The sequence below is a fragment of the Streptomyces sp. NPDC037401 genome, from assembly GCF_055602345.1.
The window spans coordinates 246,025-269,395 of sequence record NZ_JBVJWO010000002.1; the positions used below are offsets into that span (position 1 = coordinate 246,025).

A 23,371-nucleotide genomic window follows, 5' to 3' on the forward strand; every position below is an offset into this window, starting at 1 on the left:
GTCGCTGATGGTGCGAATTGCGTCTGAAGTGCACCGGAAGAGCTGGTGGTTACGGGATTGACCGGCCTTCGGTGGGGGGAGTCTTCATCGGGCTCCGGATCACCCGCCAGACCTGCCGGTGAATGGATGCGCAACCGTGATGTGGCTTACTGCCTTCCGTTATCCGAACGGACCGATCAGCTCAGCGGTGCAAGACGTCCTGTTCAGCGCGGAACGGACATTGACCCCAACCCCGTTTTTGCCGAGGTGAATTGGGGCCTGCGGACAATTCACCCACAAGCGGGATTTGGACGTACTGTCCAGTATTCGGTCAGGCGGAGCGAATGCAGCGCGGATCGGTTCCGGCCCGGCCGGAACCGGCGGCGGCCGGCCCAGACCGGCCGCCGCCGGAGTTCGTGCACGGGTTGCGGGTGGGTGTCATGGGGTTCCCCTGGGGTCGCCGGTGCGGGCACCGGGCGGAGCGCGGCGGGCGGAGCGGCCCCGGAAAGGGGATCCGGGGCCGGGGGCGCGGCCCGTGCCCCCGTCGGCCGCGCCCCCGGGACGACTCTCCCGCGGCCGGGCGCCACGCTCCACGTTTTCGTCACGGCTTAATCCACCGCCGCGGAGCGGGGCGCGAACCCGCCGTTGCCGCCCCGCCGGGCGGCTGCCTATGCTCCGCCGGTGATCGAGATTCGGCTCGCCACCAGTGACCTGACCCGGATCCGGTTCGCCCGGTCGCCGCTGGAGGAGCTGGTCCACAGCGTCCCGGTGCTCGCCGGCACCCGGCAGCCGGCCGTCCACCGGCCCTGGGTCGCGATGACCCGGCCCCGGGTCGCGGACCTGGACCTGCGCGTCCTGCTCGCGCTCGCGCGCGGTCCGCGGTTCCTGCCCGATTTCCTCGCGCCGCCGCCCGAGCGCCTGACCGGCTCCTTCGCCGACGAGCTGGCCGCGGTGACCGCCACCCCGGCGGACGAGGTGCGCTCCTCGCTGGACGAACTGCGCGACGCCGAGGGGCTGGTCCCGCCGCTGCTGCGCCCGCTGTACGAGGACCCCGACCGCGAGCTGGTCCGGCTGGCCGGCACCCTCTCCGCGTACTGGAAGGCCGCGATCGAACCCGTGTGGCCGCGGGTGCGGGCCCTGCACGACGCCGATCTCGCCCACCGGTCGCACCAGTTGACCACCGGCGGCCTGGCCAGGGTGTTCGCGGACCTGCACCCGCAGGCGGAGTTCGCCGGCGACCGGCTGCGCATCGACAAGCCGCAGCACTCGGCCTTCCGCGACGCCTGCGGCACCGGACTGGTGCTCGTGCCCTGCGTCTTCGCCTGGCCGAATCTGTTCGTGCTGCACAACGAGCCGTACCAGCCGACGCTGGCCTACGCCCCGCGCGGGATCGGGACCCTGTGGGAGGGCACCTCGCAGGCGGCCGCGGAGCCCCTCGGCGACCTGCTCGGCCGCAGCCGCGCCGCGCTGCTGGCCCATCTGGACCTGCCGGTGTCCACCACCCAGCTCGCGGCCTACCTGAACATGAGCGCCGCGGCCGTCAGCCAGCACCTGGGCGTGCTCCGGCGCTCCCGGCTGGTCACCTCGCAGCGCTCGGGCCGCTGGATGCTCCACCGGCGCACCCCGCTGGCGAGCTCGCTGCTCGCCGCCGGCGAGGAGTAGCCCGGCAGGCGGTCCCGGCCGCCGGCTTCCGTCCGGGCCTAGAAGGACGTGCCCTGGGCCTCGCGGTCGTAGAACGGGCGGGTCTGGGCGCGCAGCCACATCGCGACGGGGTCGTGCTCGTCGGCCAGGGCGACCGTCGAGACCGGCAGCCCGTCGGGCACCGCGCCGATCGCCTGCCGCATCATCGCCCGCGCCGATTCCACGGCCGCCGCGGAGCCGTCGTAGAGGTCGAGCCCGATGGCGAGGTACGCCGTGCCCAGCGCGGGCTGCACCCAGACGCGGCGCAGCGAGCGCACCGCCGGGGTGCGGTGGGCGTGCTGGGTGAGCAGGGCGTAGAACTGCGGCAGCTCGATCGCGGGCTCCGACAGGCGCAGCGGCCCGGCCGGCATCCGGTCCAGGCCGGTGGCGATCCGCCGCAGGTCGGCCCACGGGATGCCGACGCCGCCGCCCTGGGCGTGCGGGTTGAGCCAGATGCCCCACCGGTCCGGGTAGAGCGCCCGGGCGACGCCCCGGCCGGAGACCACCTCGTACGCGCGGCCCCAGCCGCTCGCCGCGAGCTCCTGCGGGGAGGTCACGCAGGGCGCGTAGCCCAGCCCGTCGACCTCCATGCCGCCGTACTGCGCGTCCGGCGCGCCGGACTGCCCCTGCCAGAGCAGCATCCACAGCTGCCCCTCGGCGAGGGCGTGCAGGAGCGCCTCGTAACTCTCGTAGCGCCCGGGCGTCACCTGGCGCAGCATCTGCTCGAGCTGCCCGGCCGCGGCCGTGCCTGACGCACTCACCCGGTACCCCTCTTCGTCCTCGTCCGCCCGTCGTGACGCATTCCGGCCGTCCGCCGACAAGGGTGTCGGCACGGGTGCGGCCAGGAAATGTAACCAGCTTAAAGGCGGCTACGGCAGGTAGAAGGGGCGGACGTGTTGCGCCATCCAGTCGGCCACCGGATCCTGGGCCGCGTCGAGCAGCAGCAGGGTCACCGGCCAGCGCGGCTGGAACCTGCCCAGCGCACGGGACAGGGCGTCCATCGGGGCGTTGCGGTCGGCCGCCTCCCAGCCCGTGAACTGCACGCCGACGAACAGCACCGGATCGCCGCCCTCGATGCTCGCGAGGCAGCGGCGCGCCGAGGCGACCACGCCGGTGGCGCGGAACTCCTCGGCCGCGGCGGAGAGGAAGTCGACCGGGTCGTCCTGCCAGTCGGGTTCGTAGAGCCGGACCCGGCCGCCGGTGGCGGGGCCGTCGAGCGAGGTGCGCCCGGTGCGGCACAGCTGCGCCACGGCGTCGGGGGGAAGCGGTACGCCGACCGCGCCTTCGGGGTTGACGGCGATGCCGAGCTGCGGGGGCAGGCCCCGGGCGAACTCCACGGCCGGGGCCACCGCGAAGGGCATGTGGGCCCCCGCGCACTGCGTGAACTGCTGCTGGGAGCTGTACACGGGCACGTAGGCGGCGCCGCCGATGTCCATGGTGGGCAGGGACAGGCTCGGGCTGTCGGGTCCGCCGCCGGCGGGCAGCGGCACCCAGATCTGGCTGCGGCCGAGCACTTCGAGGATCCGGCCGCCCGCGGCCGGACTGCCGAGGGAGGCCGCGAGGGTCTCCTCCAGTTCGTTCGCGGGCCAGCCGTCGCCCGCGCCGCCCCCGTACGTGCTCGCGTTCGTCCCGTCCTGCATGTTCACCCGCGCCCTTTCCCCACTGCCGACGTGTAGACCCTAGAGGGTGCCGTGCGGGCGTCCGGGGCGGGTTTCGGGGGCGAAGCCGATCGACGTGAGGCCGGCGGCCGCCGCGCGGTCCAGGAGGACCACCGAGGCGCAGCCGGCCGGCAGCCGGCCCTGCTCCGCGGCGCCGAGGAGCCGCGCCACCGTGGCCCGGTGGCGTCCGAAGGCGTACGCGGAGACCCCGCGGCCGCGCGCCGCCTGGCCGGACAGGGCTTCCGCGGGGGTCGCGTCGAGCAGCAGCAGGTGCAGGTCGCGGCCGCGGGCGCGGGCCGCGCGGGCCAGCAGGGCGCGGACCCAGGCCTGGGTGCCGCAGTCGTGGACGACCACGCTCTGGCCCGCCCGCAGGGAGCGCCACAGCCCGGCGTAGTGCGCGATCCGCACCAGGGGGCGGTAGACGGCGTACGGCAGCGCGGCCGGGGTCCGGGCCTCCCAGCGCTCGCGGGCGTCCTGGGAGTCGATGCCGCCGCTGCGCACGGCCCGCTTCATGAGGGTGCTCTTGCCGCTGCCGGGCAGCCCGGAGACCACCACGACGTCCCCGTCGGCGAACTCCAGCCGCGCGGGGCCGCGGCCCGCGCGTCCGCGCAGGTCACGGACGTGCCCCGCCCCGGCGGGGCGGGCCGTGCCGAAGGGCCCCCGGTCGCGTGCACCGGGCTGGACCGGTACGCCCGCGGCCGTACCGGCCGCACCGGTCCCTGCCAGGGCTCCGAATCTCCGCACAGTGATCGCCTCCCCTTGTCGGGCCACCAGGACCCACCATGCCCACTGAGTGTAAAGAGACGGTAATGCGCCGCCCACGGTTCCGGCCGGGTTCGGCCCGTGCAATGATGTGCGCGCCATGCTGCACGACCAACTGCATAAAGGCCGCTTGAATCTGCGCGGGAGAGTTCCGCAGCCGTCCGTATGACGGACGCCTGCCGGACGCCGAAGGAGCAAGTCCCTCCCTTGAATCTCTCAGGCCCCGTACCGCGCGGGCGAGGCACATCTGAAAAGCGAGGCGTGCGGTTGTCACGAGCCGCCGGCTCCACCCAAGGTGCAAGTCACTTCCGTATGCACGTACGGTCGTGATGAACCTCTCAGGTTCCGATGACAGATGGGGAGGAAAGTCCTCAGCCCGTCGCGGACCCGCCTTGGAGAGCCAGCCTTATGACGAACAGCCCCCGTCTGACCGCCCTTGACGCCGTGCACCGTGCGCTCGGTGCGACCATGACCGACTTCGCCGGCTGGGACATGCCGCTCCGCTACGCCAGCGAGCGCGACGAGCACAACGCCGTCCGCACCAAGGCCGGCCTGTTCGACCTCTCGCACATGGGCGAGATCACCCTGACCGGCCCGGAGGCCGTCAAGGCCCTGGACTACGCACTGGTCGGCAACATCTCCACCGTGGGCGTCGGCCGCGCCCGCTACACGCACATCTGCCAGGAAGACGGCGGGATCGTCGACGACCTGATCGTCTACCGCCTCGGCGAGACCGAGTACATGGTCGTCGCGAACGCCTCCAACGCGCAGGTCGTCCTCGACGCCCTGACCGCGCGCGCCGCCGGCTTCGACACCGAGGTCCGCGACGACCGCGACGCCTACGCGCTGATCGCCGTGCAGGGCCCCGAGTCCCCCGGCATCCTCGCGTCCCTCACCGACGCCGACCTGGACGGCCTGAAGTACTACGCCGGCCTGCCGGGCACCGTCGCCGGGGTCCCCGCGCTGATCGCCCGTACCGGCTACACCGGTGAGGACGGCTTCGAGCTGTTCGTCAAGCCCGAGCACGCGGTCGAGCTGTGGACGGCCCTGCTGAAGGCCGGCGAGGGCGTCGGCCTGGTCCCGGCGGGCCTGTCCTGCCGCGACACGCTGCGCCTGGAGGCGGGCATGCCGCTGTACGGGCACGAGCTGACCACCGGCCTGACGCCGTTCGACGCGGGCCTGGGCCGGGTCGTGAAGTTCGAGAAGGAAGGCGACTTCGTCGGCCGCGCGGCCCTGGAGGCCGCCGCCGAGCGCGCCGCGGACAACCCGCCGCGCAAGCTGGTCGGCCTGATCGCCGAGGGCCGCCGCGTCCCGCGCGCCGGTTTCCCGGTCGTCGCGGACGGCGCCGTCATCGGCGAGGTCACCTCCGGCGCCCCGTCCCCGACGCTGGGCAAGCCGATCGCCATGGCGTACGTCGACGCGGCCCACGCCGCGCCCGGCACCTCCGGTGTCGGCGTCGACATCCGCGGTACGCATGAGGCCTACGAGGTCGTGGCGCTGCCGTTCTACAAGCGGCAGAAGTGACCTTCCGGCACCTCCCGCACGACCTCTGCAAGACCACTGTCCGCATGCACTCCCCCGTATCCAGGAGAATCAGGTCATGAGCAACCCCCAGCAGCTGCGCTACACCAAGGAGCACGAGTGGGTGTCGGTCGCCGAGGACGGCGTCGCGACGGTCGGCATCACGGAGTTCGCGGCCAACGCGCTCGGTGACGTCGTCTACGCCCAGCTCCCCGCGGTGGGCGACACCGTGACCGCGGGCGAGACCTGCGGCGAACTCGAGTCCACCAAGTCGGTCAGCGACCTGTACGCCCCGATCACCGGCGAGGTCGTCGAGGCCAACCAGAACGTGGTCGACGACCCGGCGCTCGTGAACACCGCCCCCTTCGAGGGCGGCTGGCTGTTCAAGGTGCGCGTGGCGGAGGAGCCGGCCGACCTGCTCTCCGCCGACGAGTACACCCAGTTCGCGGGCTGACCACACCTAGAGGGAATCCGATGTCGCTTCTGAACACCCCCCTCCACGAGCTGGACCCCGACGTCGCCGCCGCCGTCGACGCCGAGCTCCACCGCCAGCAGTCGACCCTGGAAATGATCGCCTCGGAGAACTTCGCTCCGGTCGCGGTCATGGAGGCCCAGGGCTCGGTCCTGACCAACAAGTACGCCGAGGGCTACCCCGGCCGCCGCTACTACGGCGGCTGCGAGCACGTCGACGTGGTCGAGCAGATCGCGATCGACCGCATCAAGGCGCTCTTCGGCGCCGAGGCCGCCAACGTGCAGCCCCACTCGGGTGCGCAGGCCAACGCCGCCGCGATGTTCGCGCTGCTGAAGCCGGGCGACACGATCATGGGCCTGAACCTCGCCCACGGTGGTCACCTGACCCACGGCATGAAGATCAACTTCTCCGGCAAGCTCTACAACGTGGTCCCGTACCACGTCGACGAGTCCGGCCGGGTGGACATGGCCGAGGTCGAGCGCCTCGCCAAGGAGACCAAGCCGCAGCTGATCGTCGCCGGCTGGTCCGCGTACCCGCGCCAGCTGGACTTCGCCGCCTTCCGCCGCATCGCGGACGAGGTCGGCGCGTACCTGATGGTCGACATGGCGCACTTCGCCGGTCTGGTCGCCGCGGGCCTGCACCCGAACCCGGTGCCGCACGCCCACGTCGTCACCACGACCACGCACAAGACCCTCGGCGGTCCGCGCGGCGGCGTGATCCTGTCCACGCAGGAGCTCGCCAAGAAGATCAACTCCGCGGTCTTCCCGGGTCAGCAGGGCGGCCCGCTGGAGCACGTGATCGCGGCCAAGGCCGTCTCCTTCAAGGTCGCGGCCTCGCCCGAGTTCAAGGAGCGCCAGGAGCGCACCCTGGCCGGCGCGAAGATCATCGCCGAGCGCCTGGTGCAGGACGACGTCAAGGCCGTGGGCGTGGACGTGCTGTCCGGCGGCACCGACGTGCACCTGGTCCTGGTGGACCTGCGCAACTCGGAGCTGGACGGCCAGCAGGCCGAGGACCGGCTCCACGAGGTCGGCATCACGGTCAACCGCAACGCCATCCCGAACGACCCGCGGCCGCCGATGGTCACCTCGGGTCTGCGGATCGGTACGCCGGCCCTGGCCACCCGCGGCTTCGGCGCGGAGGACTTCACCGAGGTCGCGGACATCATCGCCGAGACCCTGAAGCCGTCGTACGACAGCGAGTCCCTCAAGGCCCGCGTCTCGACGCTCGCCGCGAAGCACCCGCTGTACCCGTCGCTCTAGCGGCACTCAGGTCAGACGCCCGAAGGGGTCCGGTAGCCTGCCGTCTTCCAGGCCCGGACCCCTTTTCGTGACCTCTTCACGGCCACTGTCCCTCCCCTCCGCGACGGCGCGGAGCCCGGGGAGGCACCGGCGGCCGGCGAACGTGAGCTGTCCCACGCCTGACCCCCAGGCCCCGCTCGACAGCCGAGGCGTTCACCTCGGCACGTTAGGCTCGTCTGTCGGACAAAATCCGCTTACGTCCCACTTCTCCTGCCCCTCCCGCCCCACGAGCTGACAAGGGAGTCCGCCAGTGGCCATCTCCGTCTTCGACCTCTTCTCCATCGGCATCGGCCCGTCCTCCTCCCACACCGTGGGCCCGATGCGGGCCGCCCGCATGTTCGTGAACCGGCTGAAGAAGGACGGCGTCCTCGCCCAGACCGCGTCGGTGCGCGCCGAGCTCTTCGGCTCCCTCGGTGCGACCGGCCACGGGCACGGCACGCCCAAGGCCGTGCTGCTCGGCCTGGAGGGCCACTCCCCCCGGACCGTGAACGTGGAAACCGCCGACGACGAGGTCGAGCGGATCCGGCAGAGCGGCCGGCTGCGGCTGCTCGGCGCCGAGATAGGGGACGTGCACGAGATCGCGTTCGACGAGCCGAACCAGCTGATCCTGCACCGCCGCCGCTCGCTGCCGTACCACGCCAACGGCATGACCCTCTTCGCGTACGACGAGTCCGGCGCCCCGCTGCTGGAGAAGACGTACTACTCCGTCGGCGGCGGCTTCGTCGTGGACGAGGACGCGGTCGGCGAGGACCGGATCAAGCTCGACGACACCGTGCTGAAGTACCCCTTCCGCTCCGGTGACGAGATGCTGCGGCTGGCGCGCGAGACCGGCCTGTCGATCTCCTCGCTGATGCTGGAGAACGAGAAGGCCTGGCGCACGGAGGACGAGATCCGCGCGGGCCTGCTGGAGATCTGGGGCGTCATGCAGGCCTGCGTGCAGCGCGGCATGTCCCGCGAGGGCATCCTGCCGGGCGGCTTGCGGGTCAAGCGGCGTGCGGCCTCGACCGCCCGCCAGCTGCGCACCGAGGGCGACCCGATGATGCACCGCAGCGAGTGGACGACCATCTACGCGATGGCGGTGAACGAGGAAAACGCCGCCGGCGGCCGGGTGGTGACCGCTCCCACCAACGGCGCTGCGGGCGTGCTCCCGGCGGTGCTGCACTACTACATGAACTTCGTTCCGGGCGCGGACGAGGACGGCGTGGTCCGCTTCCTCCTCGCCGCCGGCGCGATCGGCATGCTGTTCAAGGAGAACGCCTCCATCTCCGGCGCCGAGGTCGGCTGCCAGGGCGAGGTCGGCTCGGCCTGCTCGATGGCGGCCGGCGCCCTCGCCGAGGTGCTGGGCGGCACCCCGGAGCAGGTGGAGAACGCCGCCGAGATCGGCATGGAGCACAACCTGGGCCTGACCTGCGACCCGGTCGGCGGCCTGGTCCAGATCCCGTGCATCGAGCGCAACGGCATGGCGGCGGTCAAGGCCGTCACGGCGGCGCGGATGGCGATGCGCGGCGACGGCAGCCACAAGGTCTCCCTCGACAAGGTCATCAAGACCATGAAGGAGACGGGCGCCGACATGAAGGTCAAGTACAAGGAGACGGCGCGCGGCGGTCTCGCCGTGAACGTCATCGAGTGCTGAGGAGCCGCTCCCTGCGGTTCGCTTCCCGGCAGTCCCCAGCACCCGGAGGGGCCCGGCACGGCGTGCCGGGCCCCTGGGTCGTATCGTCGAAGTCCCGCCCGCCCGTGCCTGGCTGCGTGCGGCGGGCTCCGTCGTCGCTTCCCTCGGGGGGATCCACCGTGTCCGGACACCGTCGTCTGTCGAAGCGCGGCCGCCGCGCCGCCTGGGCCGCCGCCGGCGCCGCCGTGCTGCTGGGCGGGGGCGTCACCGCGCAGGCCGTGACCGGGGCGGCCGGCACGGCCGCCCCGCCGGTCGCCCTGCCCGCGCCCAGCGTGTACACCGGGCGCGCCTTCGACACCTGCACCGCTCCGTCGCTGCCCGCGATGAAGGCGTGGAAGACCACGGGCTTCTACGGGGCCGCGGCCGTCTACTTCGGCGGGAAGAACCGGGCCTGCGCCCAGCCGCAGCTGACGCGCTCGTGGGTGAAGTCCGTGGACGCCGCGGGCTGGAAGCTGGTCCCGCTGTACGTGGGCGCCCAGCCGCCCTGCCAGACGCGGATCGGCCGGGAGAAGTTCACCGCGGCGAACGCCGCCTCGGTCGGCACGGCGAACGGCGCGGACGCCGTCGCGCGGGCCGGCGCCCTCGGCATGAAGTCCGGCAGCGCCCTGTACCTGGACATGGAGCCCTTCGACATCGCGGACACGGCGTGCGTGAACGCCGTGCTGACGTACGTGCGGGCCTGGGACCGGGCCGTGCACGCCAAGGGCTACTGGGCCGGGTACTACGGCTTCCGCAGCAGCAGCGCCGCCGTGGTGGCGACCGCGCGGGACCGCCGGGACCTGCCGGACATCCTCTGGTACGCGCTGTGGAACAAGGACAAGACCACGACCCGCGACTGGCCCTGGGACAAGGCCCTGTACACGGGCCACCGCCGGGCCCACCAGTACTGGGTGAACAGCAAGGAGACCCGGGCGGGGTACACCCTGACCGTCGACCGCAACGACTGGGACGCCCCGGTCGCGGTGATCGCCCGCTGACGGGGAGAGCCGGGAAAACAATCCCGCCGGCGGTGCAACCGTACGGGTGTGAGGAATGTCTCTTCTGATGACACCATTGTCCCCGTCTCAGGAAACCGGGGGGACGTCATGCCTCACCGTTCCATCCACCGTCAGCGTCTCGTGGCCGTGGCCACGGGAGTGCTGCTCACCGCCGGTGTCGCGCTCGCGGCCCCGGCCTCCGCGGCGGCTCCGGCCGCCGTCACGCCGAAGCTCACCACCGCCACCCAGACACCGCTCGTGGTCAACGCCCGCTGGGGCGGGCACTGCACTTTCGACCGCGTCGTCATCGACGTGAAGGGCTACATACCCTCCGTCACCGTCAAGCGGGTGGCCGAGCTGCGGTACGACGGATCCGGCAAGAAGGTGCCGCTGGCCGGGAAGTACTTCCTGGAGATCCGGCTGAACCCGGCCCAGGCGCACAACGACGCCGGCCAGTCCGTCTACAAGGGCCCCAAGCTGATCAAGATCTGGCTGCCCAAGCTCAAGGGGCTCGCCCTCACCGGCGACTTCGAGGGGTACGTGACCTTCGGGGCCGCCTTCAACACCAAGCCCCAGTTCAGCACGTTCAAGCTGCACAACCCGGAGCGCTTCGTCCTCGACGTCAAGCACGCCAACGTCTGCTGACGGGCGGCGCGGGTGCGGGGCCGGCGCTCGCCGCCCCCGCACCCGCCCGGCGCGGCTCAGCCCGCCGGGCGCAGCCGCATCGCGGTCGGGTCGCCGTCGCCGAACCAGTCCTGTACGCAGGAGTACCGCCCCGGGGCCGCGGCGCCCACCAGGCCGAGGCAGGCGCCCAGCGCCCGCTGCCCGAAGGCATTGGGGTGCATGGACTCCTCCGGCGTGCCCTGGGTGTTCGCGTAGTCGAGGAAGCGGAACCACTCGTGGCTGCGGGAGTCCGGGCCGCTGCGGCCCACCTGTTCCACCCCCACCGAGCAGACCTCGTGGCCGGCCATGGTCTCGCGCAGGTCCAGGTAGTCGCTGCCGCTCGCGACGGCCACCGACTTCACCATGCCGGCGATCTGCGGGACGAGGGTGAAGGCCGCCCAGGTCGCGTCCCGGTCGTTGAAGGGGCAGCCGTCCTTGAACATGCGGTCCGAGTCGCTCTCGCGCAGCCGGAACCACTCCCCGCCGGGGATCGGCGAGGGGTAGGACTGCAGGACGAGCCGGTAGTCCCCGTCGGCGTAGCCCGCGTCCCGCATCGTGGCCCGGATGCCGTCGACGACGGCCGTCACCCGCGCCTTCACCCCGGGCATCTTCCGGTCGGCCACGGGCGCCTGCTTCTTCCAGCAGAGCCGGGCGAAGTACCAGTCGTACGCACAGTCGCCGATGATCTGCCCGAAGCCGAGGTCGTTCCCGCCGACGGACAGCGCGATCAGCCTGACCCGCTTGGTACGGGCGATCCCGGCCAGCCGGTCGGTCTGGGGGGCCTCGCCCTGGAGGGACTCGCCGCCGTCGGCCGCGCGCAGGACGTGCCGGGTCTCGGCGCCGGAGCACGCGAGGTTGATCCGCTCGTCGATGCCGGGCAGCGGGGCGGTGGCGATCTCGGAGACGTCGGAGCGGTGGCAGCCGCCGACCGCGGCCGTACTGCCGTAGACGCGCGCCGGGTCGTAGTGCGATCCGGCCGTCCAGGCGCGGTCGGTGCCGTTGCGGCTCCGGTCGTAGCGGTCGGTGTTGCCGAGCCAGCGGCCGCCCTCGCCGGAGATGAAGCTGTCGCCCATGGCGACGGCGGCGGTGGGGCGCGGGTCGTCCGCGGCGGGCGCGGCCCGGGACGGGGGCGCGGTGAGTCCGGCGAGTCCGAGGAGTGCGAAGGTCAGGAGCGCGGCGCCGTAGGGGGCGGTGCGCCTGCGGATGCGCATGACGAGATCCTCTCGGGGAGTGGGGGGTGGAGCGGCCGGGCAGACGTTACGATCGGCCGCCACCGCTGTGCCCCGCGTCCGCCACGCGCATGCCACTCGTCCGCCACCGTCGTCGTGCGAGGTGTCGCCCATGCTGGAGTTCCGTCTCCTGGGTCCGGTCGAAGTGACCCTGGACGGCGTGCCGTTGGAGCTGGGGGGCGGGCCGCGCGGGCGGCGGGTGCTGGCCGCGCTGCTGCTGGAGGCGGGGCGGGTGGTCCCGGCGGCCGGGCTGGCCGCGGCGGTCTGGGAGGACCCGCCGGCCACGGCTCGCGAGCAGCTGCAGAACGCGGTGTCGGCGCTGCGCAGGCGGCTGCCGGCCGGGGTGCTCGCCCGGGTGCCGGCGGGCTTCGTACTGGACCCGGGCGCGGCCGAACACGCCCTGGATGCACGCCGGTTCGCCGAGCTGCGGGCCGAGGCGGGTCCGGCGGACCCGGCACCGGCGCAGGAACTGCTCTGCCGGGCGCTGGAGTTGTGGCGCGGCGCGGCGCTGGGCGGCCTGCGGGGCCGGATCTTCGAGGCGGCGGCGGCCCGGCTGGAGGAGGAGCGCCTCGACTGCCTGGAGCGCCGGGTGGCGGCGGATCTCGCGCTGGGCCGGCACGCCCAGGTGTGCGGGGAGCTGGCCGCGCTGGCGGCCGCGCACCCGCTGCGGGAGCGGCCGGCGGAGCTGCACGTGCTGGCCCTGTACCGGTCGGGGCGGCGCCCCGAGGCGCTGGCGGCGTTCGACCGGGTGCGCCGCGCGCTGGCCGCCGGTTCGGGTCTCGATCCCCGCCCGGAGCTGCTGGCCCTCCACGCGGCCGTGCTCGCCGACTCCCCCGCCCTGCAGTGGCACCCGCTCCCCGCCGCGCCCGGGGCCGCGACCCCGGGCGTCCGGGACGCCGCGACCGGGGCCCGGCTCCCGCAGGCGCCGGACACCGGCGGGACGGGCAGGGCGGACAGTCCGGGAAGCGCGGGCGAGTTCGCGGGGCCCGGGGCCCGGCCGGCGCAGCTGCCCGCGCGGGCGGTGGCGTTCGTGGGGCGGGAGCGCGAAGCCGACGCGCTCGGCAGGGCGTTGCGCGGGGGCGGGGAGGGGGTCTGCCTGGTCACCGGGCAGCCGGGGGTCGGGAAGACCGCTCTGGCCGTGCGGGCCGGGCATGCCGTCCGGGGGGCGTTCCCCGACGGGCAGCTGTTCGTCGACCTGCGGGGCGCGGACCCGGAGCCCGCCGACCCCGCGGAGGTGCTCGCCGGTTTCCTGCGGGCCCTCGGGGTGGACGGGCGGGCCGTACCGGCCGACCCGGGCGAGCGGGCGGCGCTGTACCGGAGCCTGCTGGCCGGGCGCCGGATGCTCGTCGTCCTCGACAACGCCGCCACGGAGACGCAGGTGCGCCCGCTGCTGCCCGGCGCACCGGGCAGCGCCGTGCTCGTCACCAGCCGCCACCGCCTCACGGGCGTCGACCACCGGCTCTGCCTGACGCTCCCGCTGCTCGACGAGCGGGCCGCGCTCGGCCTCCTGGACCGGGTGGCCGGGGGCGGCCGGGTGGCCGCCGAGCGCGGCGCCGCCCGGGAGCTGGTCCGGCTGTGCGGCAACCTGCCGCTCGCGCTGCGGATCGTCGCCGCCAAGCTCGCCGCCCTCCCCCACCGGGACCTCGCGGCCTTCGCCACCCGGCTCGGCGACGAGCAGGCCCGGCTCGACGAACTGGGCGTCCGCCCGGGCCTGCTGCTCAGCTACCGGGCCCTGCCCGCCGACGCCCGCGCGCTGCTGCGCGGGCTTGCCCTGACGGCGGCGCCCGAGGTGACCGGCTGGGTCGCGGCCGCCGTGCTCGACCGGCCGCCGACCGCCGCCGAACGGACCCTGGACACCCTGGCCGAGGCCCACCTCCTGGAGGTGGCCGGCCGTGACGAGGCCGGGCAGCTCCGCTACCGGCTGCACGACCTCGTACGGGCCTTCGGCCGGGAGCAGAGCCGCGGAGAGGGCCGCGAGGAGGGCGAGGAGGGCGGGGGGAGCCGCTCCGACACCGCCGCGCTGGAGCGCGTACTGCGCTGCTGGGTGACCCTCGTCCGTGAGGCGCGGCGGGCGCACCAGGGGCTGGACCGCCCCGGGCTGGCGCGCCGCACCCCGGCGTACGTGCCGGACCCGGCCGTGCTGGAGCTGCCGCGGGCCGAGCCCGTCCGCTGGCTCGGGGCCGAGCGGGAGGCGCTGGTGGCGACCGTGCGGCAGGCCGCCGCGGTCGCGCCGGCGGTCTGCTGGGAGCTGGCGGCGGCGGGCGAGTACCTCTTCGACCTGCGCAGCGACCTGACGGGCTGGCAGACCACCCAGGAGCTGGGCCTGGCCGCCGCGCGGACCGCCGGGGACCGGGACGGCGAGGCGCTGATGCTGGTCGGGCTGGGCCGGCACCGGGCCACCCGGGAGGAGTGGGGACCGGCGCGCGCGACACTGGAGGCCGCCGAGCGGGCGTTCGGCGCGCTCGGGGACGCGCACGGGGCGGCGTACGCGGGCTGGGTGCTGTCGTACCTGGACCGGCTGCAGGGCCGCCGGGCCCAGGCGCTGGAGCGGTGCCGCCGCAACGCCCCGGTCTTCGCGGCGGCCGGGGACCGGTACGGGCAGGCGCACTCGCTGCGCGGCATCGGCCAGGTCCTGCTGTCGGAGGGGCAGCCGGAGGAGGCGCTCGCGGTGCTCCGCGAGGCGCTGGCCGTGGCGGAGCTGGACGGCGCGGCCTGGCCACGGATGTGCATGCTGCGCTGGGTCGCCGACGCGCAGCGGATCCTGGGCCGGCTCGACGAGGCGCAGGACGGGTTCGGGCAGATCCTCGCGCACACGCGCGCGTCGGGCGATCTGGCGGGACAGTGCGCGGCCCTCATCGGGCTGGGCCGGATCGCGCTGGCCCGCTCCCGGACCGGTGAGGCGCTCGCGCAGCTGCGGGCGGCCGACGAGCTGGGCCGCCGGTCGGGGCAGACGCTGGTGCACGTGCTCGCGGTTCCACCGCTGGCCCAGGCGCTGGTGGCGGAGGGCGAGGCGGACACCGCGCGGAGGCTGATCGAGGAAGCGCTGACGACGTGCCGCCGGATGAACGCCCGGCCCCTGACGGAACAGTTGCTGGCCGCGCTGGAATCCGTACCGGCAGGTCACAGTGGTGAAGACGGCACCGGGGGCGGGTTGTGAGGGGAGCGTGAGGACGACTAGGGTCAGCGGGCCTTGGTGTTCGGGAAACCGGTGGGAAACCGGTGCGGCCCTCGCCACTGTGATCGGGAAGTCCGGCTCCACTCCTGCGGGAAGCCACTGGGCTGTTGCGGGCGACCGCGCGGCCCGGGAAGGCGGAGCCAGGGCATCAGCACCCGTGAGCCAGGAGACCGGCCGGGGCGCGTTGTCCATCCACGAGGTGCTGGAGAGGTCTCCCTACCCATGCATATAGCCGAGGGGTTTCTGCCCCCTTTGCACGCGGCCGCCTGGGGCGCCGCATCCGCTCCCTTCGTCGTCCACGGGGTCCGGGCCCTGACCCGCGAGGTCAAGGCCAACCCCGACAGCACGCTGCTGCTGGGCGCGTCCGGAGCGTTCACGTTCGTCCTGTCCGCCCTGAAGATCCCCTCGGTGACGGGCAGTTGCTCGCACCCGACGGGCACCGGTCTGGGCGCGATCCTCTTCCGGCCCCCGATCATGGCCGTCCTCGGCACGATCACCCTGCTCTTCCAGGCGCTGCTGCTGGCGCACGGCGGGCTGACCACGCTCGGCGCGAACGTCTTCTCGATGGCGATCGCCGGGCCGTGGGCGGGCTACGGCGTGTACCGGCTGCTGCGCAGGTCGGGCTCGCCGCTGATGGTGTCGGTGTTCTTCGGCGCCTTCTTCGCCGACCTGGTCACGTACTGCGTCACCAGCGTGCAGCTGGCGATGGCCTTCCCGGACCCGGGTACCGGCTTCGCGGGCGCGCTCGCGAAGTTCGGCGGCATCTTCGCGGTGACGCAGATCCCGCTCGCGGTGAGCGAGGGCCTGCTGACCGTACTGGTGGTGCGGCTGCTGACGCAGTCGAGCAAGTCCGACCTGATCCGGCTCGGAGTGCTCGGCGGCAAGGGCACCAAGGACGCCGGCAAGACCCAGGAGGCGACGGTCTGATGAGCCGTAACGCGAAGATCAACACACTGCTGCTGCTCCTCGTCGCCGCGCTGGCCGTGCTGCCGCTCGCGCTGGGTCTCGGCGACGGCAAGGAGGAGCCGTTCGTGGGCGCCGACGCGCAGGCGGAGGCGGCGATCACCGAGCTGAAGCCCGACTACGAGCCGTGGTTCTCGCCGCTGTACGAACCCCCGTCGGGCGAGATCGAGTCGGCGCTGTTCGCCCTCCAGGCGGCGATCGGCGCGGGCGTGCTCGCGTACTATTTCGGGCTGCGCCGCGGCCGCCGGCAAGGTGAGGCCCGCGCAGAGGCCGGCACGTCCGCGGACGCGTAGCCCGTGCTGCCGATCGACGCGGCGGCGCACGGCAGCCGCTGGCGCCGCCGCCATCCGCTGGAGAAGGCGCTGCTCGGTCTGGGCCTGACGCTGTGCGCGGTCTGTCTGCCGCCGTGGCCCGGCGGGCCGCTGGTGGCGGCCGTGACCCTGGCGGTGCTGCTGGGGCCGGCCGGGGTTCCGGCGCGGCAGCTGTGGCGTGCCTTCAGGATCCCGCTCGGCTTCTGCTTCACCGGTGCCGTGCCGCTGCTGTTCGCGGTGGGCGGCCCGGCGGGCTGGGTGTCGGCTGCGCCGGACGGTCCGCGGAATGCCGCCGACCTCCTGCTCCGGACGTCGGCCGCCTCGCTCGGGGTGCTGCTGTTCGCCTTCACCACGCCGGTGTCGGACGTGTTGCCGCGGCTGGTGCGGGCCGGGGTGCCGGCGCCGGTCGTGGACGTGGCGCTGGTGATGTACCGGATCGGCTTCCTGCTGCTGGACTCGCTGGCGCAGGTCCGGCAGGCGCAGGCGGCCCGGCTGGGGCACGCGTCCCGGGCCGCGGCCTGGCGCTCGCTCGCCGGGCTGGGCGCCACGGCGTTCGTACGGGCCTTCGACCGCGCGGGACGGCTCCAGTCGGGCCTGGCCGGGCGCGGGTACGACGGCACGCTGCGGGTGCTCGTGCCGCAGGCGGCACTGTCCTGGCGCTTCCTGGCCGCGACGGCCGCGCTGCTGGGCACGGTCGTCGCCGTCACTCTCGTATCGAAGGGGCTCTGGCTGTGAAGCCGTTGGTGGAACTGGTCGACGCGCGCTACGCGTACGAGGACGGGCCGCCGGTGCTCGACGGGATCGGCTTCGCCATCCCCGCGGGCCGGGCGCTGGCCCTGCTCGGGCGCAACGGCAGCGGCAAGACGACGCTGCTGCGGCTGCTGACCGGCGGGCTGCGGCTGCCCAAGGGGGCGGGGGAACTGCGCCTGGAGGGCGAGCCGGTGCGCTACGACCGGGCGGGGCTGACCCGGCTGCGGTCGGCGGTGCAGCTGGTGGTGCAGGACCCGGACGACCAGCTGTTCGCGGCCTCCGTGGAGCAGGACGTGTCGTTCGGGCCGCTGAACCTCGGGCTCGCGGAGGACGAGGTGCGGGCGCGGGTGGACTCCGCCCTGTCCGCGCTCGACATCGAGGCCCTGCGGGACCGGCCCACGCACCTGCTCTCGTACGGCCAGCGCAAGCGGGCGGCGATCGCGGGGGCGGTCGCGATGCGGCCGCGGGTGCTGATCCTGGACGAGCCGACGGCCGGGCTGGACCCGGACGGCCAGGAACGGCTCCTGGACACGCTCGCGGGGCTGCGGGAGCTCGGCACGACGGTGGTGATGTCCACGCACGACGTGGAGCTGGCGGTGCGCTGGGCGGACGACGCGGCCGTGCTGACCGGGGACGGAGTCCGGGTGGGGCCGGCCGCCGACCTGCTCGCGGACGCCGGGCTGCTGGTCTCCGCCCGGCTGCGGCCCGCCTGGGCGCCGGCGGTGGCGTCGTTCCTGCGCGGGCGGGGCCTGCTGGCCCCGGACGCCCCGGGGCCGCGCACCCCGGAGTCGCTGTCCGCCTGGGCGGACGCGGACGTACGGCCGGCGGACGGCTGAGAAGGGGCGGATCTACGATGGCGGCATGTCGCTCCCGCACGCCATCCTCACCGCCCTGCTCGAGAAGCCCTCGTCGGGACTGGAGCTGACCCGGCGGTTCGACAAGTCGATCGGGTTCTTCTGGTCCGCCACGCACCAGCAGATCTACCGCGAGCTGGGGAAGCTGGAGGAGGCCGGGCTGATCCGGGCGCTGCCCAGTGCGCAGCCGACGCGCGGGCAGAAGAAGGAGTTCGAGGTACTGCCGGCCGGGCGGGCGGAGCTGACGCGGTGGGTGGGCGAGCGCCAGGACCCCAAGCCGATCCGGGACCCGCTGCTGCTGCGGCTGCGGGCGGCGGGCGTGGTGGGGCCGCAGGGGCTCGCCGAGGAGCTGCGGCGCCATGCGGAGCTGCACCGGCGGCAGCTGGAGATGTACGAGGCCATCGAGGAGCGGGACTTCCCGCCGGAGCGGAACAGCGAGCAGGACCGGCTGCGCCGGGTCGTGCTGCACGGCGGCACCGGCCTGGAGACCTTCTGGCTGCGCTGGCTCGAGGAGGCCGTCCGCGAGGTCTCCGGCATGGAGACCCCCGACGAACGCTGACGGGACCGGCGAACGCTGACGGGGCCCAGGGCAGCCCCGGGCCCCCGCGGGAGGCCTACTTGTTCAGGGCGGCCCAGAACTCGTCGAAGCTCAGCAGACCGTCGTGGTTGCTGTCCTTGGCCGCGATGACCGCCTCGGCGACGGGGCCGGTGACGAACGGGTCGCCCATCTGAGCCATGGCCTGCTTGAACTCGTCGGCCGTCACGAAGCCGTCGCCGTTCACGTCGAACCGGCCGAAGGTCTCGCGTGCGCTCTCGATGTCCGCCACTGGGATCCACCCCTTCTTGGTGCTTGTTGACCGGCTCAGGGTAGCGGCGGCGCGGCCCGGACGGGGCCCGGGGGTCCGGACCGAGCATCCGACAGATATTCAATTACCCTTCCGTAATACGGAAGCGATAATTCCAGCCAACAAATCAGGTGTGCACTTGTCACGCTCCGGCTATACGGGATAACTTAGCGACATTGCCGCCACACCAGGAGCGCAGGGCTCCCAGGGACAAGCGGCAACAAGGGCGATCACACAGGTGACGATCACTACTGACGCATCATTTGACGCATCGTTCGAGGTCCTGCCCTTCACCCGCACTTGCCACCACATCTGGGAAGACGGAGACCATGTCCTCATCGGCGTGAGTCCTGGGAACAGCTACTTCAGCGCCGAGCGAATAGCCGGGCTGGCCCAGTGGGCGACCGAGCGTTTCGCACAGGTCGACTTCGTCTACGCAGACCTCCATGTGGACCGGATGTTCGCCGCGTTCGGCTACACCAGGGAGCACGCCGAGAAGCGTGCCTCCAAGGAGATCAAGGCAGTGCGGCGCAGGATACTCAAGGGGGTCGAGGAATCCCGTACACCCCACACGGAGATCCGGGTGAGGGCACTCTCGGAATTCCAGGACAACAGCGTGTACCAATTGCTGCACCGACGTGTGCTGCATTTCCTGGAGACGGATGACGTCTTTCGCAAGGGCTGCGAGCGAATGGCCCTTCATTTCGTCGGCTCGAAACTCCCCGAAGGGGAGCCCATCACCGACGACCAGCTCCAGGTGTGTTTCGACTACATCGCCGCGGAGCTCCCTTTCTTCCTGGACACTCCCAGCATTCTGGACGTGCCCTCCTCCGTCTCCGCCTACCACGTCAACATGCCGTTGACCGAGGTGCTCTACGCCCGGGGCGGCGGCCTGCGCGCCACCCGCAACCAGGCCTACGCCGTCGTGCGTCCGGAAGCACCGTCGGGAACGGCCGAAAGGAACGCCGATGAGCGTCGAGCAGCTTGAACCCACCGCGGACGGCGGGGCACTCATCGACTTCCCGCTCTCCCGGCGCGGCGACGTGCTCCCCGAGGAGTGCACCTGGCTGCGCGAGAAGGCACCGGTCGCCCGGGTGCGCACCCTCACCGGCGACCCCGCCTGGCTGGTGAGCAGCTACGCGCTCGCCAAGCAGGTACTGGAGGACGAGCGCTTCAGCCTCAAGGACACCGCCAACGCCGGCGTGCCCCGGCAGTACGCGCTGACGATCCCGCCCGAGGTCGTCAACAACATGGGCAACATCAACAGCGCCGGGCTGCGCAACGCCGTGATGAAGTCGCTCAACCCGCGCCAGGCCGGGCTCCAGGACTTCCTGCGGGCCACGGCGCACGGGCTGATCGACGCGATCGAGGCCGAGGGCGGGCCGGCGGACCTGCGGGCGGGCTTCGCGGACCCGTTCTCCGCGGCCCTGCACTGCGAGGTGCTGGGCGCGCCGTTCGAGGACTGGCGGCGACTGATGTCCGGCCTGGACGTGGCCTTCATGACGGCGGCCGAACCGTTCGCGGACTCCGCGCTCAACTGGTACAAGGACGTCGGCTACTTCGTCGACCGGCTGAACGCGCAGCTCGGCCTGCCGGCCGAGGAGCGCACCGGGCTGCTCGGCAAGTTCGCCGGGCTGAAGGAGGCGGACCCGGAGTCGGCGCACCTGACGGACGACATGTTCGCCACCGTCGCCGTGTCGCTGTTCGGCGCGGGGGCGGTCTCGACCTCCTCCTTCCTCGTCCTCGCGGTGCTCGCGCTGCTGCAGCGGCCGGAGCTCGTCGGCTGGCTGCGGGCCCATCCCGAGCGGATGGGCCCGGCGGTGGACGAGCTGCTGCGCTGGAACCTGTCCATCGGCGACGGGCTTCCGCGGCTGGCCCTGGAGGACGTCCAGGTCGGTGACGTCCTCGTGAAGAAGGGCGAGCTGGTGCTCGTCCTGGTCGAAGGGGCCAACTTCGACCCCGAGGTGTTCGGCGATCCCGACCTCCTCGACCTGGAGCGGGCCGACAACCCGCACCTGTCCTTCGGCGCGGGCCGGCACTTCTGCCCGGCTTCCGCGCTGGGGCGTACGCACGCGGAGATCGCGCTGGAGGTGCTGGTCGAACGCCTTCCCGGCCTGCGCCTCGCCGTCCCGGCCGAGAATCTGGTGTGGCGTACGGGCTTCATCAAGCGACTGCCGGAACGGCTTCCGGTCGCCTGGTGAACGACGCGGTGCCCCGGGGGTGGTGTGGACCCCCGGGGCACCGCCGTGTGCGGAGCCGTGCGGACGTGTGCGGACCGGCCCGGCTACCGGAAGATGCCCGTGTGGCCGAGGGAGTAGCGGCCGGGCTGCGGGTACACGGCCAGGCCGTGCGGGCCGCCGCCCACCGGGACCCGGGCCAGCTGCTTGCCGGTGGTGGTGTCGATCGCGTACACCTCGCCGTCGTAGCGGCCCGACAGCCACAGGACCTTGCCGTCGGCCGAGACGCCGCCCATGTCGGGGCTTCCGCCGTCGGGCAGTTCCCACTTCTTCGTGAGGCGGTTCTCCGGGAAGTTGAAGACGGAGACGGTCCCCTCACCCCGGTTGGAGATGTACATCTCCTTGGAGTCGCGGCTCACGTACAGGCCGTGGCAGCCCTTTCCGGTGGGCAGCAGCTTGGGCGTGGTGAACTTCGCACCGTCCAGCACCCACATGCCGTGGGCCATCATGTCCGCGATGTAGAAGGTCTTTCCGTCCGGCGAGATCTTCACGTCCTGCGGCATCGCACCCTCGAAGGGGATCTTCTGCTGGCCGATGACCTCCATCCTCTCCGTGTCGACCTTGAGCAGCTCTCCGGAGAACTCGCAGGAGACGATGAAGTACCGGCCGTCCGCCGAGAAATCCGCGTGGTTGACCCCGTAGCAGGAGACGGGCACGGTCTTCACGCGGTCCATGGTGTGCGGGTCGCGGAAGACCAGTTCCCTGTCCATCGAGGCCATGACGACGGCGTACTTGCCGTTGGGCGTGAAGTACAGGTTGTACGGGTCGTGCACCTCGACCGGCTTGCCCGCCTTGCCGGTGGCCGGGTCGATGGGCGTGAGCGTGTGGCCGCGGTTGTTGTTGACCCACAGGGTCTTCATGTCCCAGGACGGCACGACGTGCTGTGGCTGGATTCCGACGGGGATCGTGTCGATGACCTTGTACGTCGCCGGGTCGATGACCGACACGGTGTTGGAGCTGGTGTTGGGCACGTAGACCCGGGACGGGAAGTCCTTGACCACCGGGGAGAGTTTGTTCGGACGGTCCGCCGCGTAGACGTCCTCGGGGTCGAGCACGGGGGGCATGCCGGGCAGGCCGGGGGGTGCGACGGGCACGGCGCGCACGGGGCGGGCCGCGCCGCCGGTGCCGAGGGCCTCGGGCTTTCCCTTGTCGGCGGATCCGCAGCCGGCGAGGGCGGCGAGGACCAGTCCGGCCAGCAGCACGGTGGTCTTCCGGGGAAGACGGGTGGTGGTCATGGGGTCAGCAGCTCCGTGGTGGTCACCGCGCGCAGTCCGCGGCGCGCGAGTTCTTCGAGGAGGGAGGGCATGGCGTCGACCGTGTCCGCGTAGCCGAAGTGCAGGCTCACCACCGATCCTTCGCGGACCGTGCCGGTGACGTTGCGGACGACGGCCGCGGCACCGGGCGAGGTGAAGTCGAGGGAGTCCACGTCGTACGACAGGACGTGGGGGTACCCGGCCCGCTGGGCCAGCTTCTGGACCAGCGGGGTGGCGTACTGGGCCCGGGAGGGCCGGAACCAGGTGCCGATGGAGCCGGTGAGGGTGCGCAGCCGGCGTGCGCATTCGGTGATCTCGGCCCGTGCCTGCGCCTCCGGCATGGCGCAGACGTCGAGGTGGCGCTGGGTGTGGTTGCCGAGTTCGTGGCCGCCGTCGAGGATCCGGCGGGCGAGCGCGGGGTGGGCGTCGAGCCAGTCGCCGACGGCCAGCACGGTGAGCCGGGCGCCGGCCCGTTCGGCTTCGGCGAGCACCGAGCGGGCCGTGGCGGGGTCGCCGTTGCCGTGGAAGGTGAGGGCGACGCGGGGGCGGGTGCGGGGGCCGTGGGCGATCTGGGCGGGCTGCCCGGGGAACGTCCGGGGAGCGGGCGCGACCGCCGGGGCGCGGGGGGCCGCGGGTCCGGGCGGCGCGGTGGGCGGGGTGGCGGGGCGGCCCGTACCGCAGGCGGCGGTGAGGGCCCCGGCGGCGACCGCCGCACCGGCGCGCAGGGCGGCCCGGCGGTCCGGGTAAGAGAGCACGGGCCCATTTAAGGGCTGGATGGGGTGAAAGATAATGATTGACCCAATTAGGGAGGTTCACCCGAAGTCACCCGGACGACAGCCTGTCCACCATGTGATCAACGATTCAACCGGCAGACCCCATATGTATTCATGGATTGAGAGGCCAGTGGTCCATCTCACCTAGGTTTTAGCTAGAAAGTCTTACTATTTGCACACTTATGTCCGAGTAGGGACTTTTGGAGTCATGGCGCTCTTCTGCCATAGTCGGAACCACGACTTCCCGTTGACCCGAGCGAGGTCGCCAGCCGCCGAGGACCACACCCCTTCCGGTCCTC

At 72.8% G+C, this 23,371-nt stretch carries 22 protein-coding genes and 2 riboswitches; of the genes, 15 read left to right on the plus strand and 7 right to left on the minus strand.

Features of this window, described 5'->3' with window-relative positions; genetic code table 11:
- Positions 1–660 precede the first annotated feature (660 nt).
- Positions 661–1,641 carry an ArsR/SmtB family transcription factor gene (locus ACZ7H1_RS02650; protein ID WP_470783061.1) on the plus strand — a complete coding sequence of 327 codons (981 nt, stop codon included), beginning with the start codon at positions 661–663 and terminating at the stop codon, positions 1,639–1,641.
- A 38-nt stretch (positions 1,642–1,679) separates the two neighbouring features.
- Here ACZ7H1_RS02650 and ACZ7H1_RS02655 read toward each other — a convergent pair whose 3' ends face one another.
- The 3 genes from ACZ7H1_RS02655 to ACZ7H1_RS02665 form a co-directional block, all read right to left on the minus strand.
- Positions 1,680–2,420 (minus strand): enhanced serine sensitivity protein SseB C-terminal domain-containing protein, encoded by a 741-nt coding sequence (locus tag ACZ7H1_RS02655; RefSeq protein WP_470783063.1) that lies wholly within the window; start codon positions 2,418–2,420, stop codon positions 1,680–1,682.
- Between the two features lie 108 nt (positions 2,421–2,528).
- Positions 2,529–3,299 carry an enhanced serine sensitivity protein SseB gene (locus ACZ7H1_RS02660; protein WP_470783178.1) on the minus strand — a complete coding sequence of 257 codons (771 nt, stop codon included), beginning with the start codon at positions 3,297–3,299 and terminating at the stop codon, positions 2,529–2,531.
- 39 nt (positions 3,300–3,338) lie between these two features.
- On the minus strand, positions 3,339–4,061 hold the full coding sequence (locus tag ACZ7H1_RS02665; RefSeq protein ID WP_470783065.1) for an AAA family ATPase: 723 nt from the start codon (positions 4,059–4,061) through the stop codon (positions 3,339–3,341).
- Positions 4,062–4,210: 149 nt separating this feature from the next.
- Positions 4,211–4,320, plus strand: a riboswitch (glycine riboswitch).
- 167 nt (positions 4,321–4,487) lie between these two features.
- On the opposite strand from ACZ7H1_RS02665, the gene gcvT reads away from it, so the two are divergent.
- The 6 genes from gcvT (at position 4,488) to ACZ7H1_RS02695 (ending at position 10,664) form a co-directional block, all read left to right on the plus strand.
- The gene (gene gcvT / locus ACZ7H1_RS02670) at positions 4,488–5,603 is read left to right on the plus strand and encodes a glycine cleavage system aminomethyltransferase GcvT (RefSeq protein WP_470783067.1); all 1,116 of its coding nucleotides are present in this window, start codon (positions 4,488–4,490) and stop codon (positions 5,601–5,603) included.
- Positions 5,604–5,679: 76 nt separating this feature from the next.
- Entirely contained in the window at positions 5,680–6,054 is a 375-nt protein-coding gene (gene gcvH / locus ACZ7H1_RS02675; protein ID WP_470783069.1) for a glycine cleavage system protein GcvH, read from the plus strand.
- A 20-nt stretch (positions 6,055–6,074) separates the two neighbouring features.
- Positions 6,075–7,331, plus strand: coding sequence for a serine hydroxymethyltransferase (gene glyA / locus ACZ7H1_RS02680; RefSeq protein WP_470783071.1), 1,257 nt, complete (start codon positions 6,075–6,077; stop codon positions 7,329–7,331).
- A gap of 289 nt (positions 7,332–7,620) precedes the next feature.
- Complete coding sequence (locus tag ACZ7H1_RS02685; RefSeq protein ID WP_470783073.1) at positions 7,621–9,003, plus strand: L-serine ammonia-lyase; 1,383 nt, start codon at positions 7,621–7,623, stop codon at positions 9,001–9,003.
- Between the two features lie 158 nt (positions 9,004–9,161).
- Complete coding sequence (locus ACZ7H1_RS02690) at positions 9,162–10,019, plus strand: glycoside hydrolase domain-containing protein (RefSeq protein ID WP_470783074.1); 858 nt, start codon at positions 9,162–9,164, stop codon at positions 10,017–10,019.
- 108 nt (positions 10,020–10,127) lie between these two features.
- Positions 10,128–10,664 carry an AMIN-like domain-containing (lipo)protein gene (locus ACZ7H1_RS02695; protein ID WP_470783076.1) on the plus strand — a complete coding sequence of 179 codons (537 nt, stop codon included), beginning with the start codon at positions 10,128–10,130 and terminating at the stop codon, positions 10,662–10,664.
- Positions 10,665–10,720: 56 nt separating this feature from the next.
- On the opposite strand, the gene ACZ7H1_RS02700 is transcribed toward ACZ7H1_RS02695, so the two are convergent.
- Positions 10,721–11,893 (minus strand): SGNH/GDSL hydrolase family protein, encoded by a 1,173-nt coding sequence (locus ACZ7H1_RS02700; protein WP_470783078.1) that lies wholly within the window; start codon positions 11,891–11,893, stop codon positions 10,721–10,723.
- 130 nt (positions 11,894–12,023) lie between these two features.
- Here ACZ7H1_RS02700 and ACZ7H1_RS02705 point away from each other — a divergent pair, with 130 nt between their 5' ends.
- From ACZ7H1_RS02705 to ACZ7H1_RS02730, 6 genes are all read left to right on the plus strand, one after another.
- Positions 12,024–15,068, plus strand: coding sequence for an AfsR/SARP family transcriptional regulator (locus ACZ7H1_RS02705; RefSeq protein WP_470783079.1), 3,045 nt, complete (start codon positions 12,024–12,026; stop codon positions 15,066–15,068).
- Positions 15,069–15,085: 17 nt separating this feature from the next.
- A riboswitch (cobalamin riboswitch) is annotated at positions 15,086–15,279 on the plus strand.
- 29 nt (positions 15,280–15,308) lie between these two features.
- Complete coding sequence (locus ACZ7H1_RS02710; protein ID WP_470783081.1) at positions 15,309–16,013, plus strand: energy-coupling factor ABC transporter permease; 705 nt, start codon at positions 15,309–15,311, stop codon at positions 16,011–16,013.
- Complete coding sequence (locus ACZ7H1_RS02715; protein ID WP_470783083.1) at positions 16,013–16,342, plus strand: energy-coupling factor ABC transporter substrate-binding protein; 330 nt, start codon at positions 16,013–16,015, stop codon at positions 16,340–16,342. The genes ACZ7H1_RS02710 and ACZ7H1_RS02715 overlap by 1 nt, the downstream gene beginning before the upstream one ends.
- A 3-nt stretch (positions 16,343–16,345) precedes the next feature.
- Positions 16,346–17,095 carry a cobalt ECF transporter T component CbiQ gene (gene cbiQ / locus ACZ7H1_RS02720; protein ID WP_470783085.1) on the plus strand — a complete coding sequence of 250 codons (750 nt, stop codon included), beginning with the start codon at positions 16,346–16,348 and terminating at the stop codon, positions 17,093–17,095.
- Positions 17,086–17,946, plus strand: coding sequence for an energy-coupling factor ABC transporter ATP-binding protein (locus ACZ7H1_RS02725; protein WP_470783180.1), 861 nt, complete (start codon positions 17,086–17,088; stop codon positions 17,944–17,946). Before cbiQ ends, ACZ7H1_RS02725 begins: the two co-directional genes overlap by 10 nt.
- 25 nt (positions 17,947–17,971) lie before the next feature.
- The gene (locus tag ACZ7H1_RS02730; protein WP_470783087.1) at positions 17,972–18,523 is read left to right on the plus strand and encodes a PadR family transcriptional regulator; all 552 of its coding nucleotides are present in this window, start codon (positions 17,972–17,974) and stop codon (positions 18,521–18,523) included.
- Between the two features lie 55 nt (positions 18,524–18,578).
- Here the strand turns inward: ACZ7H1_RS02730 and ACZ7H1_RS02735 are convergent, their stop codons facing one another.
- Positions 18,579–18,791, minus strand: coding sequence for an EF-hand domain-containing protein (locus ACZ7H1_RS02735; protein WP_470783089.1), 213 nt, complete (start codon positions 18,789–18,791; stop codon positions 18,579–18,581).
- A 256-nt stretch (positions 18,792–19,047) separates the two neighbouring features.
- On the opposite strand from ACZ7H1_RS02735, the gene ACZ7H1_RS02740 reads away from it, so the two are divergent.
- The gene (locus ACZ7H1_RS02740) at positions 19,048–19,797 is read left to right on the plus strand and encodes a tRNA-dependent cyclodipeptide synthase (RefSeq protein ID WP_470783091.1); all 750 of its coding nucleotides are present in this window, start codon (positions 19,048–19,050) and stop codon (positions 19,795–19,797) included.
- Positions 19,778–21,010 (plus strand): cytochrome P450, encoded by a 1,233-nt coding sequence (locus ACZ7H1_RS02745; RefSeq protein WP_470783093.1) that lies wholly within the window; start codon positions 19,778–19,780, stop codon positions 21,008–21,010. The genes ACZ7H1_RS02740 and ACZ7H1_RS02745 overlap by 20 nt, the downstream gene beginning before the upstream one ends.
- Before the next feature lie 83 nt (positions 21,011–21,093).
- On the opposite strand, the gene ACZ7H1_RS02750 is transcribed toward ACZ7H1_RS02745, so the two are convergent.
- Both ACZ7H1_RS02750 and ACZ7H1_RS02755 read right to left on the minus strand, forming a co-directional pair.
- A complete protein-coding gene (locus ACZ7H1_RS02750; RefSeq protein ID WP_470783095.1) occupies positions 21,094–22,281 on the minus strand; it encodes a YncE family protein in 1,188 nt (395 codons plus the stop codon).
- Positions 22,278–23,054, minus strand: a complete 777-nt coding sequence (locus tag ACZ7H1_RS02755) for a polysaccharide deacetylase family protein (protein ID WP_470783097.1) — start codon at positions 23,052–23,054, stop codon at positions 22,278–22,280. Before ACZ7H1_RS02755 ends, ACZ7H1_RS02750 begins: the two co-directional genes overlap by 4 nt.
- Between the last annotated feature and the right edge of the window lie 317 nt (positions 23,055–23,371).

What these genes read in the sequence shown, in the direction of transcription:
- ACZ7H1_RS02660 (WP_470783178.1), bottom strand. Translation starts at nt 3,299, where the DNA reads ATGCAGGACGGGACGAACGCGAGCACGTACGGGGGCGGCGCGGGCGAC.
- gcvT (WP_470783067.1), top strand. Translation starts at nt 4,488, where the DNA reads ATGACGAACAGCCCCCGTCTGACCGCCCTTGACGCCGTGCACCGTGCG.
- gcvH (WP_470783069.1), top strand. Translation starts at nt 5,680, where the DNA reads ATGAGCAACCCCCAGCAGCTGCGCTACACCAAGGAGCACGAGTGGGTG.
- glyA (WP_470783071.1), top strand. Translation starts at nt 6,075, where the DNA reads ATGTCGCTTCTGAACACCCCCCTCCACGAGCTGGACCCCGACGTCGCC.
- ACZ7H1_RS02695 (WP_470783076.1), top strand. Translation starts at nt 10,128, where the DNA reads ATGCCTCACCGTTCCATCCACCGTCAGCGTCTCGTGGCCGTGGCCACG.
- ACZ7H1_RS02700 (WP_470783078.1), bottom strand. Translation starts at nt 11,893, where the DNA reads ATGCGCATCCGCAGGCGCACCGCCCCCTACGGCGCCGCGCTCCTGACC.
- ACZ7H1_RS02705 (WP_470783079.1), top strand. Translation starts at nt 12,024, where the DNA reads ATGCTGGAGTTCCGTCTCCTGGGTCCGGTCGAAGTGACCCTGGACGGC.
- ACZ7H1_RS02710 (WP_470783081.1), top strand. Translation starts at nt 15,309, where the DNA reads ATGCATATAGCCGAGGGGTTTCTGCCCCCTTTGCACGCGGCCGCCTGG.
- ACZ7H1_RS02715 (WP_470783083.1), top strand. Translation starts at nt 16,013, where the DNA reads ATGAGCCGTAACGCGAAGATCAACACACTGCTGCTGCTCCTCGTCGCC.
- ACZ7H1_RS02730 (WP_470783087.1), top strand. Translation starts at nt 17,972, where the DNA reads ATGTCGCTCCCGCACGCCATCCTCACCGCCCTGCTCGAGAAGCCCTCG.
- ACZ7H1_RS02745 (WP_470783093.1), top strand. Translation starts at nt 19,778, where the DNA reads ATGAGCGTCGAGCAGCTTGAACCCACCGCGGACGGCGGGGCACTCATC.
- ACZ7H1_RS02750 (WP_470783095.1), bottom strand. Translation starts at nt 22,281, where the DNA reads ATGACCACCACCCGTCTTCCCCGGAAGACCACCGTGCTGCTGGCCGGA.